11 protein-coding genes and 1 pseudogene are annotated in these 14,075 nt (G+C 28.4%); 2 read left to right on the forward strand and 10 right to left on the reverse strand.

Annotation, left to right across the window (positions count from 1 at the left end; genetic code table 11):
• Positions 1–68: 68 nt before the first annotated feature.
• Positions 69–2,147 (reverse strand): type I DNA topoisomerase, encoded by a 2,079-nt coding sequence (gene topA, locus VLK81_RS06945; protein WP_324619918.1) that lies wholly within the window; start codon positions 2,145–2,147, stop codon positions 69–71.
• A gap of 207 nt (positions 2,148–2,354) precedes the next feature.
• Between topA and VLK81_RS06950 the strand changes: the two genes are divergently transcribed.
• Both VLK81_RS06950 and VLK81_RS06955 read left to right on the forward strand, forming a co-directional pair.
• On the forward strand, positions 2,355–2,993 hold the full coding sequence (locus VLK81_RS06950) for a formate/nitrite transporter family protein (RefSeq protein WP_324619919.1): 639 nt from the start codon (positions 2,355–2,357) through the stop codon (positions 2,991–2,993).
• 138 nt (positions 2,994–3,131) lie between these two features.
• A complete protein-coding gene (locus tag VLK81_RS06955) occupies positions 3,132–4,472 on the forward strand; it encodes an MATE family efflux transporter (protein WP_324619920.1) in 1,341 nt (446 codons plus the stop codon).
• A 53-nt stretch (positions 4,473–4,525) separates the two neighbouring features.
• On the opposite strand, the gene VLK81_RS06960 is transcribed toward VLK81_RS06955, so the two are convergent.
• The 9 genes and pseudogenes from VLK81_RS06960 to VLK81_RS07000 form a co-directional block, all read right to left on the reverse strand.
• Positions 4,526–5,830 carry an ArsB/NhaD family transporter gene (locus tag VLK81_RS06960; protein WP_324619921.1) on the reverse strand — a complete coding sequence of 435 codons (1,305 nt, stop codon included), beginning with the start codon at positions 5,828–5,830 and terminating at the stop codon, positions 4,526–4,528.
• A gap of 87 nt (positions 5,831–5,917) precedes the next feature.
• A complete protein-coding gene (locus tag VLK81_RS06965; RefSeq protein ID WP_324619922.1) occupies positions 5,918–6,169 on the reverse strand; it encodes a kinase to dihydroxyacetone kinase in 252 nt (83 codons plus the stop codon).
• A 296-nt stretch (positions 6,170–6,465) separates the two neighbouring features.
• Entirely contained in the window at positions 6,466–6,921 is a 456-nt protein-coding gene (locus VLK81_RS06970; RefSeq protein ID WP_324619923.1) for a DIP1984 family protein, read from the reverse strand.
• 17 nt (positions 6,922–6,938) lie between these two features.
• Positions 6,939–8,411 (reverse strand): polysaccharide deacetylase family protein, encoded by a 1,473-nt coding sequence (locus VLK81_RS06975; RefSeq protein ID WP_324619924.1) that lies wholly within the window; start codon positions 8,409–8,411, stop codon positions 6,939–6,941.
• A gap of 51 nt (positions 8,412–8,462) precedes the next feature.
• Complete coding sequence (locus VLK81_RS06980) at positions 8,463–9,374, reverse strand: S24/S26 family peptidase (protein WP_324619925.1); 912 nt, start codon at positions 9,372–9,374, stop codon at positions 8,463–8,465.
• Between the two features lie 91 nt (positions 9,375–9,465).
• Positions 9,466–10,194, reverse strand: a complete 729-nt coding sequence (ymfI, locus tag VLK81_RS06985) for an elongation factor P 5-aminopentanone reductase (RefSeq protein WP_324619926.1) — start codon at positions 10,192–10,194, stop codon at positions 9,466–9,468.
• A gap of 375 nt (positions 10,195–10,569) precedes the next feature.
• Positions 10,570–11,196, reverse strand: a pseudogene (locus VLK81_RS06990) (hypothetical protein); the annotation flags it as partial.
• Positions 11,197–11,288: 92 nt separating this feature from the next.
• Entirely contained in the window at positions 11,289–13,136 is a 1,848-nt protein-coding gene (locus VLK81_RS06995; protein WP_324619927.1) for a MuF-C-terminal domain-containing protein, read from the reverse strand.
• A 232-nt stretch (positions 13,137–13,368) separates the two neighbouring features.
• Positions 13,369–14,058 carry a Fic family protein gene (locus VLK81_RS07000; RefSeq protein ID WP_324619928.1) on the reverse strand — a complete coding sequence of 230 codons (690 nt, stop codon included), beginning with the start codon at positions 14,056–14,058 and terminating at the stop codon, positions 13,369–13,371.
• Positions 14,059–14,075 lie beyond the last annotated feature (17 nt).

Consider the following 14,075-nt stretch of genomic DNA (forward strand, 5'->3'; position numbering starts at 1 on the left):
TATCCAACTATTATATATATTCCCTACACATATATTTTATAAAATATTATACGCTTTGTAAATAGTATTTAATTTGATTTTTTTAAATTCTTTTCAAATTCACAATTTTCATTGGAACATTTAATAAATTCGCCATATCTATTTTTTACATGGGTAAGTAAACTTTGGCATTTTGGACATTTTTCATTGATTGGTTTATTCCAAAGTGCAAAATCACAGGAAGGGTAATTTGAACAACCATAAAATACTTTTCCCTTTTTAGAAACTTTTTCTATAATATCATGTCCGCACTTAGGACAGCTAACACCTGTTGATTTTACTAAAGGTTTTACAAACCTGCAATTTGGAAAATTAGAGCAGCCTATAAATTTTCCATGTCTTCCATTCTTTTCAACTAAAAGGTGACCGCATTCTGGGCACTTTTCATCTAAGACCTTGTCCTTAACCTTATAATCAGAGGAATCTTTCTTACAGTCCTCTAATAATTTCTCAAAAGGCCCATAAAATTCATTTAAAAGATTTATATAATTAACACCTTCATTTGCAACCCCATCAAGTCTATCTTCCATATTGGCTGTAAACTTTTCATTGACAATATCTTCAAAATGTTTTAAAAGTAAATCAATAACTTTAAAACCGATATCAGTTGGTACAAGCTGTTTATTGTCAATTACAACATAATTTCTGGAAATTAGAGAGGAAATTATACTCGCATAAGTTGAAGGCCTTCCTATTCCATTTTCCTCTAAAGCCTTAACAAGTGACGCTTCATTATATCTTGCTTTAGGTTTAGTGAAGTGTTTAATTTTTTCTAAAGAAGTTGTATTTAATATTTCTCCCTCTTTTAATAAAGGAAGTTCATTATCCTTTTCATTACTTGTCCAAACCTTCATAAAACCATCAAATATAATTATGTTACCGCTGGCTTTATATAAGTTTTTATTTGATGAAATGGTAACAGTTGTTATATCATAACAAGCTTTAGCCATTTGAGAAGCAAGTGTCCTTTGCCATATTAAATTATATAACTTATATTCATCATCTCTTAAATACTTGCTAATTGAATAGGGAGTTCTATATATTGATGATGGTCTAACAGCCTCGTGAGCATCCTGAGAGCCCTTTTTTACCTTAGAATAAGTGCTTCCACCGTTAGAATATTCCTTTCCAAAATTTTTCACTATATATGATTTTGCTTCAGCAACAATATTTGATGAGAGTCTTGTAGAATCTGTTCTCATATATGAAATAAGACCAACTGTTCCTTCCTCGCCAATATTTATTCCTTCATATAAACTTTGTGCTATTTTCATAGTTCTTGAAGTGGAATAACCTAGTCTCTTTGAAGCTTCCTGTTGCAAAGTAGAAGTTGTAAATGGCATAAATGGATGCTTGTTTCTTTTCTTTTTTTCTATTTTTTCTATTTTAAAATTTTTCTTATCTGAGCTTTTTAAGATTTCATCCGCTAAATTTTCATCTATATAATCATTTATCTTTTTTTCTTTTCCATTTTCGCTAAAAGCATAAAATTTACTTATAAAATCTTTTTCTTTTCTATGAGTAGCTTCAATAGTCCAATATTCAGTCTCAATAAAGCTTTGAATTTCTTTTTCTCTATCTATAATTAATTTAAGAGCAACTGACTGAACTCTACCAGCAGAAAGTCCATTTTTAATTTTTTTCCATAGTATAGGCGATAATTTATAACCTACAATCCTATCTAAAATTCTTCTAGCTTGCTGAGAGTCAACTAAGCCCATATCAATTTTTCTTGGATTTTTTATTGCTTCTTTTACATAATCTTTAGTTATCTCTGAAAATTCAACCCTGTTTTTTTCTTCTAAATCAAGGTCAAGCAAATTTGCTAAATGCCAAGATATAGCTTCTCCCTCTCTATCAGGGTCAGTTGCTAGATATATTTTTTCAGCTTCTTTAGCTAATTTTTTTAGCTCATTTATCTTATCGGCTTTTCCTCTAACATTTATATATTTTGGCTTAAAATCATTTTCAATATCAACACCAATTTGACTTTTAGGTAGATCTCTTAAATGTCCAATCGTTGCTACTACTTTATAATTTCTTCCTAGCATCTTACCAATTGTCTTAGCTTTAGTCGGGGATTCGACTATTACTAAATTTTTTACCATAATATAACCTCCCTTAAGATACAAAAAATAATATATATTATAGGCTGGTATTTGTCAAATTAAAAATCTATCAAGCGTTTTAATTATAAAAGATAATTATATCTTTTTAGATCAATAAATTTAAAAAATAAGCCAATCTATATTTTATGTTTTTAAATAATTTTGTGATATAATTCATATATAATATTATTTTTAGGAGGAAATTATTTGAAAAAATTTACAAATTTTTTATTGGCAATTATGGCAGGAGCTTTTATTGCAATTGGTGGAATTATATATTTATTATTAGAAAATAAAATTATTGGATCTTTACTATTTTCCACAGGTCTATATGCAGTTTTAACCCTCGGTTTAAATTTATTTACTGGTAAAGTTGGATATCTTTTTCAAAACAAAGCTAAAACTTATATTCCATTTTTAGTTATAGTTTATTTAGGAAATCTAGTTGGTTCTGTTTTAGTTGCAGAGCTTATTAAACTAACTAGAGCTAGCCAAGCTATAGTTGAAGCAGCTACAAAAACATCGCAGCTCAAAATTGGAGATAATTATTTAAGTTTATTTGTTTTAGGTATTTTTTGTAATCTTCTTGTTGTTCATGCGGTTTACCAATATAATAGTAATAAGCATGAAATAGGTAAATATATAGGAATAGTTTTATCTATTATGGTATTTATTCTTTGTGGATTTGAACATAGTATTGCAGATATGTTTTATTTCCATGCAGCTGGTATGCTCTTTACAGCTAAGGGTTTAACTTCACTACTAGTAATAACTTTAGGTAATATTGTTGGTGGTGTTATTATTCCATGCTTAATGGCTTTTAAAGAAAAGAATTTATCTAGGTAATAATTTTTTCGCTTTCTAAAGAATCTATCTTTGGAAAGCTTTTTTTTGAATATATCTATATATAGATTTATTAATTTTGTTATTATTTTATTCTTTGATATAATAAAAAAGAATATTAAATTAGAAGAAGTGATAAGAATGAAAAATAAAGAATATTGGCTAAAAGCTATAAAAATAGCTTGGCCATCAGTACTCGAAAGTTTTTTCCTAGCACTAGCTGTTATTATAGATACCATAATGGTTTCAAGGCTTGGTCCAAGTGCTGTAGCAGCCGTTGGTTTAACTAACCAGCCTAAGTTCATTGGTCTAACAGCTTTTTTCTCAATCAATGTTGCAATATCAGCAATTGTTGCAAGAAGAAAAGGACAAGGAAAAAGAAAAGAAGCACATGAAACTCTACTAACTGGATTTATTCTTTCAGTAATTTTATGTATTATAATTACCTCAATATTTTTATTTAAAAGCGATAAAATTTTAGAGCTTGCTGGAAGTAATCCCGATACTCATGTTAAAAGTAAAGAGTATTTAGATATAATAATGGGCTTTTCAATTTTTTCAGTTATTTCTATGTGCATCAATGCCGCTCAAAGAGGCTGTGGAAATACTAAAATAGCCTTCTATACAAATTTAATATCTTCACTTGTAAATGTTGTATTTAACTATCTACTTATAGAGGGTAATCTAGGAGCACCAAGACTTGAAATAAAAGGTGCTGCAATAGCAACGATACTCGGAACAGTTGTCGCATCAATAATTAGTTTTAGTTCTCTCTTTAGCAAAAAAAGTTACTTGAGTGCACATTTTATAATAGAAAAAAAGATAAAGGCTAAAGCTAGATCCTTAATAACTATTACGAAAATTGGGTTAAATATGTTTGTAGAAAATATATTCATGAGGGTTGGCTTTTTAGCTACAGCTCTTTTAGCTGCTGGACTTGGCACAGATGAATTTGCAGCCTATAATGTTGGACTTAATTATCTTTCTTTAGGTTTTGCCTTCGCTGATGGGATGCAAGTTGCATCAGTTGCTTTGACAGGAGAATCCTTAGGAGAAGGAAATAAAGAAAAAGCACTGCTCTACAGCTCAATTTGTCAAAGAATTGGACTTATAATATCTATAGTTCTTTCCACATTTTTATTTATATTTGGAAAAGACTTATTTAAATTATATTTTAAAGAAGAGCATATTATAGAATATGGTGTAATAATATGTAGATTTATCATGATTATAGTTCTTCTTCAAATCTCTCAAATCATCTATGGCGGAACACTTAGAGCTGCGGGAGATATAAAATATACTCTATTTTCAACAATTTTAGCAGTAACATTTATTAGAACCATCGTAACTTATATTTTAGTTAAAATAATGGGACTTGGGATAGTTGGAATTTGGTTAGGAATATTATCAGACCAATTCTCTAGATTTGTATTTCTATCATTAAGATATAGGTCTAAAAAATGGCTAGATATGAAAATATAAAATTACCTGTATGTAAAATTACATACAGGTTTTTTTGTAAAATTTATTAATTTCTACATTCCAAAAATTAACCAAATTAAAATATATCCAGTAAATACAGCAGATAAGGTATATGGAACGGAAATTTTCATAAAAGTTTTATTTAAATCCTCATATCCTTCCCTATAGAGAATTCCCATAGAAGTTATATTTGCACTTGCACCAATTGGAGTTAGATTACCACCTAAAGTTGCGCCAGATAAAAGTCCAAAGTAAAGAACAGTAGGATCAACTTGAAGTTTACTAGCGATTAGAGTAACAACAGGTAGCATGGTAGCAACATAAGGAATATTATCAATAAAAGCAGAAAATATTACAGATATAAAAGTGATGAAGGTGTACATAGCAAAAACAGAACTGCTTCCAACCTTTAAGAAAAGATTTGAAATAATATCTATTACCCCTTGCGCCTTAATTCCTCCAATAACTACAAAAAGTCCAGTAAGTAAGGCTAACGTGTTAAAATCTATGTCCTTCCAAATAACTCTAGCAGCATTTGGAAAACCAAATCTAAAACCTTGAACAATAAATCCTAAAAGTAACATTCCCATACATATATAACCAGATATATTTCTTTCAGTATCTGGAAGAAATTTAATTTCTGGAATATTTACCAGAGAAGCAATAATAAGTAGAACAATTACGCCAACAAGTAAAAATGTAGGAAAATAATCTCTAACTACTGTTTTTTCCTGACTAGTAACTTTTTCATTATCTTTCCTAAATATATAATAAAGGACTCCAGTTGCAACAATCATACTTATTTGAACTATAAAGAAAAGTCCCATTTTCCCATTGTAGAAAATAAAGTCCATAAAATTCATATCTGCATAACCGCCAAGTAAGATAGAAGTTGTATCACCAACTAAAGTTGCCGCTCCTTGTAGATTTGATGCTACAGAAATTGCAATTACCATCTTAACAGGAGATACATTTAATTTTTTAGATACCTCTATTGCAACTGGTACTATCATCAAAACAGTAGCCACATTGTCTACAAAAGCAGAAATAAATCCAGCAAATAAAGAAAGTGCCAATATAACCCATTTTAAGTTTGGCATCTTGTCAATAATAATATCAGATAATAGCTCTGGCATTTTAGACTGAATAAATAAGGCAACAATCCCCATAGTCCCAGCTATCATCATTATTACATTAAAATCTATTTCTTCTAAAACATTCTTAACAGGTAGAAGCCCTAAGATAACCATAAGAATAGCAGTTGTCATGACAACATAGACTCTCTTTTTTGGAATGGCTATCATCAAAACATAATTTATAATAAATAAAACTAGTGCTATTAGTGTCGTTTTTTCCAAATTATCTTCTCCTTAAACATTATTAATAAAGGCAAAAATTAAATATTTGATAAAAAGTAATATATAAATAATTAAAAAGGTTTAAAATTAACCTTTTAAACCTCTTGCCTGTCTATCCATATCTTCAACTACAATATCAAAAATTTCTCCAAGGCTACTGCAATATTCTAAAACCTCCCAAGGCTTATTGGTATGAAAATGAATTTTAATAAGATTTTCATCACCAACAGCTAAGAGACAATCTCCCTCAAGATTTTCTATAAAATATTTATTTATAGCTTCCTCGCTTAAATTTTCTCCCTCAATCAAAAGTTGAGTATCATATCTAAAATCTATCATTTATTTTCCTCCTTAACGATAATTCAACATTTATTATATATTAAACAAATATATTATACAATATAAAATTTTTAAAATTCAACATTTATAAAACTTAAAAAGCACTTAAATCAAAATGAAATAAGTGCTTTTAACCCACCCAACCAGATATAAAATCAATTCGTGGTAATTAATTGTATTATATAAATTGTGCTCATGTAAATTGTCAGCTTGTGAATTGTAGAAAGGATTCGAACCTTATATGCCAACTATAAAAAATTTTTTTGAATTCGCCTTTTATATCTTCCCACAAGTTTTTACTTTAACTCAGTTAACCAATTTATTTCTTGAATTTTAATATCCATAAGTCTTGCCTTTTCAGAGGTGCTATTTAGTCTATTCATACACTCATCATAATCTAGTGCAAGAAGCTGTCTTATCTCAGATGAAGAATACCTATCTGTCCTACTATTAGCCGCATCTAAATAACTCTTATAATAAGATGCAAGTTTAATTAGACTATTTCTTTTAACAATAGCATTAGCCAGAGAAATCTCATCATCAAATAAAGTTTCATGGTTAGTTTTATTGATCCTAAAAATTAGATCTTCTCTTTTATTAAATGCTTCCTCAAGATCATTTAAAAGTTTGTTAGGGTCTTCATTTAACTTTGTTCCCTCTTGGTAAAAAATATTTCCATTAATTCTTTGAGAAATATTATAAATATCTTCATCTAACTTACTTTTAATTAATAATGCTTCTGCAAGTTTCATAACTAGCCTCCTAACTTTTACTTTATAAATTTATTATCCCAAACCATCTCTAAAATACTTTCAGCTGTAGTATTATAAGGACTACCTATACCTAACCTTTGTATTTCCATTGGATCAAACTCTGGATCAAATGGAGATAAAGCTAACTTTTGTTTAACATATACTATAGCTCTATTTTTATAGCTATGGCCATCATAAGAGCCTTCTTCTAAAAGATGTAAAAATTCCTTTTTAGGTGGATCACCATAAGGAAGGGCTAAAACATCAGTAAAATATTCCTCTTTAGAGAACGACTTAATAACCTTATCTTCACTTGCTATAGCTTTTTGAACATCTTCAGCATTATCCATTTCTCCAAAATGTAAATGATTAAAAGTGTGATTTCCAACTTCCATTCCATTTTCATATAAAATATCTATCTTTTCTTCTGCAGAATTCTTATCATAAAAAGGAACATCTCTTATAACATAAAAAGAAGCCCTAGGTTTAAAAAGATCAAAATCTTTTGCAAATTGCAAAATAACTCCAACTCCGCATTTTTTGTCTATACTTCCATCTTTTTTTAAATCAAAATTATTTTTTTCTCCATCATCAAAAGTAATTATATATGGTGAAAACCCCTTAGGAATATTTATTTTTTTATTAATATAATCTTCCATAGATATAGGTAAAAATCCGCGTTTATAAAAATCTAAAAGATCCATATAAAGTTTTTCAGGTCTTACTATATACCTATCATCTTTTTCATAAATATTATGGTACATAAGAATCGGGATATTACCAAGGTGATTTTCTTCCCCCCTATCCCAATAAATCATATCAGAAGACCTTATAAAATTTGAGATAGTATCACTTGCAGCTTTCAAATAATTATTTAAAGAAAATCTTCTGTAAAGCTTTCTTAGCTCACTATAAAGCTCAATTTTGTCAAAATTCTCTAAGTCAAAATTTATAGAAACAACGTTTTTTCTAGCAAAATTACTTGTAGATGAAAGAGATAATATTGGTTTTTCAAAATTTAATTTATCTTCATTCTTACCAATATAAATAATGCCAGATATGTCAAAGTTTGAATCAATCTCGCCACTAAGCTCCCCAATTTTACTAGAAGAAGTTAAAATATAAGTTCTATGAAAATTAAATTCTGGATGAGCATTTTGAAAATCCTTATTAGAAAAGAGTCCAATCAATTCTTTTATATCATCATTATTTAAATCTTCTTCACTATTTTTTAAAGAAACATAAGCATAATTTTTATAGATAATTTGTTTCTTTAAAAAATCACTATCCTCTTTTTTAAAACCATCACCAGCATAAATAATAATAGGAAATTTCCCAACAATCTCTTCTTCTGGAATATCCTTTTTTTCATAATAAATGCAGTATCTATTTGAAATATCTATACTACTTTTAGCTTCAGATTTTGAAATAAGTATCAAAAAGCAAAAAAACAAAAGTAGCAAAATCTTAATATTTATTTTTTTTAACATGAAGTCCACCTTAATATTGAAATATATAAAAATAAGGGAAAAAATCAAAAACTAATATCTATTTCTATTTGCAGCATAACTAGCTATAAAATATATAACAAATCCAATAACTAGAACAAGTAAAATCCCAATTGGATGAGAGATAAAATCTACAATTGGACCAACATTTCTAACTCTTATATCAGAAACCCCAATAATAGCAGAGCTATCAATTTTAATAGGCTCTTTGTCATCAAGTTTTTTAGAAACCTCAACTTCATTTCCGTCTTTTTTAATAACCCAAGAAGTTATAGCATCCTTGCCATTCTTTGCCCTATAGAAAATAAGATCTCCCTCTTTAATATCTGTAATAGAACTATCTTTTACAAGAACAGCATCATTGATATCAAGATTTGGACTCATAGAACTTTCTCCAACGACAAACATCCTATGGCCAAAAATAGAAGGTTCTACCCCCTTGATAAAAGAGAAAGTATTTAAAAATATAACAAAAATCATACTAACAACAAATATAATAAAAATAAGATTACCTATAAAAGAAAATATTTTAAATAAAATTCCTCTTTTAGGCTCCTCATCTATATCTTCTTCATTTTCATCAATAGGTTTATCATCTTTAGAATAATCATAAGAGTGATTGTTCTCTTTCTCGCTTATAAAATCACTATCAGTATCCTTACTTAATTGAGCATTTTTTTCTTCAAAATCATTAAAATTTTTATCTAGCTTTATAGTCATATCCTCTTCAATTTCTTCAGAAGATTTATAATCGCTTATAATATTTTCACTCTCACTTGCTTCAGAGCTTAATGAATCGGCTTTTTCCAATTCCTTAGCTTTATCATCATTATCTATAGATAAATTTTTATTAGAATCATAAGAGGCAGTATCTCTTTCATAAACTTTTTCAACATTTGCATTGGAAAGTTCTTCTAAAATATTATCGTCTTGTTTTTTACTCATAAAATCACTTCCTCAACCTATATAATACACAATAAAAGGAGATTAGTAAAGTAAAATATCAAACTAAAGCAAAGAAAATAGAAAACAAAATCTAAAATAGACCACCATCCAAAGTTATAATCTGTCCAGTTAAATATTCTGGAGACTGGGAGATAAGTTTAACCATTTTGCCGCACTCACTAGGTAGTCCAAACCTACTTGCAGGTATTTCCTCGGTCAAAACTTTTTTTTCATCATCATTTAAAAAATTATTCATTTTACTATCGATAACCCCAAAAGAAATAGCATTAACCTGTATATTAGATGGGGCAAGCTCTTTGGCAAGAGCCTTAGAAAAAGAATTTATAGCACCCTTAGAAGCCGAATAGCAAACCTCACAAGACGCACCATAACTTCCCCAAATAGAAGAAATATTAATAATTTTTCCACTTTTATTTGCCACCATAGAAGGAATAACCTTTCTAGACATTAAAAAAATAGATCTTAAATTGGTATCTATTACCCTATCCCAATCTGAAATTTTCATATCCTGTAAAAGTCCAATATAAGAGATGCCAGCATTATTTACTAGAATATCAATACCCTTACTTATCTTGAAAATTTCTTCAAAAAGAGAATCAACCTCATCTTCTTTCGAAAGATCACATGAAAAAGTATAAACAGACGAATTACAACAAGACTCAATTTTCTCCTTCAAATCCCTTAAAAAATCCATAGATTTATGCCCAATTAAAAATAACCTAGATCCGTCTTCAGCTAAAGCCCTACTAATTTCAGAACCAATACAGCCCGATGCCCCAGTAACAATAATATTTTTCAAAACACCCTCCAAAAAAATAAATAAAAATAATTTCCTAAATACAAATATATTTTACTTTATAAATAAAAAGAATACAAAAAAGAGTATTTAGAAACATTATGATGAAATTTAGGATTTAAAAAATAAAAAAACTCATACTAACTTAAATTTAAAATTAAAAAAAATTAGTATAAGTTTTATATTTATAAATATAAAATTCATGTAAAACAAACGTTACAATTCTAGTCTTATCTTAGTTAAGAGATAAATTTGAAGAAAAATATTTTGAGATGATAATATAAATTATATTATATTTATTGTATATAAAAATAATCAACTCTATTACTCATATGTTGTGTACCCTCTTTACTGGATATCCAGTAAGAATGGTGCATATCATTTTGATTTTGAGTCTCTTACTTCCTTTTCTTTCTGCTCCGACAAAAATAGCTTAATCTGCCCTAAGATAGAAGTCTTCTCTTTCCTTGCGTGAAAGTTATCCTCTACGTCATAAGTTGATTCAAAGTAATCACTATCTTTAAAATCATTGTCATATCTATCTGGTATTCCGTCATTATCAAGATCTTTTGCATGTGGATCATAAAAGTTTCCATCATCATCTATTTCTAGTCCTAGAGCTTGTTTTAAATCTTATTCATCTACTGATACCAGATCATCAAAACTTGACATCTTTATGGCTTCAATCATATCTTTAAGAGCTTGTGAATTAGATATATCTTCTTCTACAAAAGTTTCTTATCTAATAGCAACATTATCTACATACTGAGTCCATGTTTTTTCTTCCAAATTTACCTCATATTGAATAGAGTGCTTACCATCAGGTGTTTCTGTATAGGCAGGTCCTATATGGCTTAAATCAGGGTATAGTTTGTCAAAGTCTTCATAGCTATTAGATTCTGAAAACTCATAGTTGGAATAATCAAATATAGCTCTTTTTAAATCTTCTAATAATGGCGACTCATTTTCTAATTCTTCAACTTCTCCCATATCATATAAACAGTTATACATGCTATCTATAACTGATTTAGGAGTATAAAAAGCAGTTAAGGTTGATTCTCTGGCACTTAAACACTCTTTTTCAGATAAATTCTCTTTTAAAAATGTTCTTGCTTAAAGCCATTATCCTCCTTTTCTTCATCAAAGACATCGGCAAGACCTCCCCAGCCAACATATTTTTCCAAGACTTGCTGAGCTGCTAAGTTAGATTTTATCTCTCCATTTTCAATTTTATTTAGCATTGATATAGCTTGAATATTGTTATTTAATCTTTCACTAGGTGTGAGTGATTGAGACATTAAATCTTCAGAAATAGCAAAATTTTTAATAGAATCAATTTCAGGATTTACCTTTATTTTTTCTTTATCGCCTGTATTATTAGAACTTTTTTCTTGCTGTATATTATCTTTAGAAGAGTTTTCAAATAAATCTGAATTTTGAATTGCTTTTTTATCGGTATTGACAATATTTCTACTTTGATGTATAATTTGTTTAGATTCAAAGTTAGAAAAGTTCCCAGACAATTGGAGTCTGGCAAAACGTTCTAAACTTTGAATTTTTTCTTTATCAAAATACAAAATTTTATTTTCTTTAATATTTCTATCTATAAATTTTTCAAAGTTATCTTTACCATAAATGGAAGTAATATAATTTGATTCTAATGTTTCTGCTTCATATATTCCTTTTCCATTAGGTTTTATCGTAATCATAATTGGTAGATTATCATTATCTAGCTGAGTAGTCACTAAAACAACACTATCATCTTTAGATAGGCTGTCCATAATAATAGATGGATCATTTAAAAAATTATTAATATTCACTAAAAAATCTTTTTTAATTTCATGCCAATGCGGATTTTTACCCTTTTCATGCATTGTAGATAAAATATGTTTTTGAGATATAAATATAGGTAAATCTTCAAGTCCTACCTTTTTTAGAATATCCAGAGTGCTAGAGCTTATTAAAATAGAATCATATCTATTAGTATTTTTATTAATTGTATCTTCTATGCTTTTATTTAATCTTAACTCATTTGAATTAGTAAGAATTTCATAATTATTAGTTTTAATACTGTCTGTATTTGAGTATTTAAAGTTAATTAAATCTTTATCCCAATAAGCTTCAAATCCATAAAGTACTTCACTCTCAGAAAAAATATCGCTATATAATTTAATTCTTTTTATCAACCAATACTCATGTTCATTTATTTTTACTACATCACCAACTTTTATAGGTTGTTTTTCTGAAGTTTTTGTTAGATTTTCAATGTTTTCGTCATTAAAAAAAGAAGCTTCATCAGCTTCCTTTTCTTGTTCTTTATCATTTTCTATGATTCTATTATTTCTTTTATCATTATCTCTGTTAATGCTGAAATCATTGTTTGATACTCTGGATCTTCCTCCGATTGTATTTTCCAGCTTTTCATCATTAATGGTTTCTCTTTTTTCATAAAGTCCATCGCTTGAATTTGTATTTTTTTCAAGTGTGGAATCAATGTTCTGTCCCAGTACATTTTTCTGACTTTGTCTAGATTCTCCTCTGTTGAATCCAGTAGATAGTCCAGTCTCATTTTTATCCAGTAAGTTGTCTGATATTTTTCCAGAAACTCTTGTTCCCTCTCCTCTATCCTGAGCATTGTTAGCTCTTCCATCAGATCCTTCTCCTCGTCTACTAGTGCTAGGTCGAATACTGTCTCCTCCAAGGTATGATAATATAGAAAGTTGTCTAGGATAGGATTGTCTGGAAGTGGGCCTTCCAGCTTCTCTGGAAATGGCCATTCCAGAATTGGATCTGCTTCCAGTTCGTCTAGCGAAACTAGGTCTCTCCAATTCTCTGTATCTATTTCTCTCAGTAGTCTTAACATTTTCTCTTCTTTTAACTTCATTTTCATTCCTCCTAGCTTTATCTTTAATGTTATAATACATTAAATCATTACTTTTTGTCAAGCTTATTTTCTTTTCAATTGTTTGTAGAAATGAAGCTGATATATCTCTTAGTAATTCCCCGAAATCTACTAAATTGCCAATATCAATTCCCTTTAAGTTTTTTTATAATTCTGAAATAGAAGCATTATTTAAATCAGATTCCAAATCTAGTCTTGAACAAATAGATAATCAATAAATTCTTTTAGTTCTTTAACAATTTCTTCATCTGGATTATTCTTAATATAATCTAATATTAATTTTCTAAGCCACTATCTTTTTTTATAATCCTTGAATCAATTCCAGTAATTGCTTTATCATATAACATATTCTTTAATTCAAAATCTTTATCATAAGAATAATAATCACTTAATAGATTGTTAAATTCTAATAGGTCTTTATCTTTAATAGATAATATTCCTTTTCCATTTGCAATTAAATCTTTATTAGCTATTATGAGTGCTGTTCTTTTATTGCCATCCCAAAAAAGTTGAGATTTCATCATCCAAAGCATTCTATCTAAGGATCTTTCTGTTACATTTATATTTTCATTAAATGAGATTAGTTTTTGCTGAACTTCTATCTTGTCTGGTATATGTGGAATGTAATCAGTGCCACTAATTCCTACATGACCACTTCTTAAAACTCCCCAAGCTAAAGCTTCATCTTTGGCAACCTCATAATGTACTTTTGAAATAAACTCTAAATCAATTTCCTTATCAATATTATTTAGAATATACCAACAAGCATGCTTAAGATTTAAAATTGTGCTTACTGTAGATATATCAGCATTTTGTAAATAACCCTTTTTTAAAATAACATCAGTTTCAGAAAATGTAATATTTAAATTATCAATTCTTGCTGCACTATAAATAGTGTCTACAATATTTCTTTTTGCTAATCTTATATTATCTAAGACATTCATTTTATACTTATCCTCAAACATATAATAACCACCTTATA

It is taken from the genome of Citroniella saccharovorans, assembly GCF_035481615.1.
In the GTDB taxonomy this organism is placed as follows: domain Bacteria; phylum Bacillota; class Clostridia; order Tissierellales; family Peptoniphilaceae; genus Citroniella; species Citroniella saccharovorans.

Bases quoted from the DNA above. Each gene is read 5' to 3' on its own strand.
- topA (WP_324619918.1), bottom strand. From the start codon at position 2,147: ATGGTAAAAAATTTAGTAATAGTCGAATCCCCGACTAAAGCTAAGACA.
- VLK81_RS06955 (WP_324619920.1), top strand. From the start codon at position 3,132: ATGAAAAATAAAGAATATTGGCTAAAAGCTATAAAAATAGCTTGGCCA.
- VLK81_RS06965 (WP_324619922.1), bottom strand. From the start codon at position 6,169: ATGATAGATTTTAGATATGATACTCAACTTTTGATTGAGGGAGAAAAT.
- VLK81_RS06970 (WP_324619923.1), bottom strand. From the start codon at position 6,921: ATGAAACTTGCAGAAGCATTATTAATTAAAAGTAAGTTAGATGAAGAT.
- VLK81_RS06975 (WP_324619924.1), bottom strand. From the start codon at position 8,411: ATGTTAAAAAAAATAAATATTAAGATTTTGCTACTTTTGTTTTTTTGC.
- VLK81_RS06980 (WP_324619925.1), bottom strand. From the start codon at position 9,374: ATGAGTAAAAAACAAGACGATAATATTTTAGAAGAACTTTCCAATGCA.
- VLK81_RS07000 (WP_324619928.1), bottom strand. From the start codon at position 14,058: ATGTTTGAGGATAAGTATAAAATGAATGTCTTAGATAATATAAGATTA.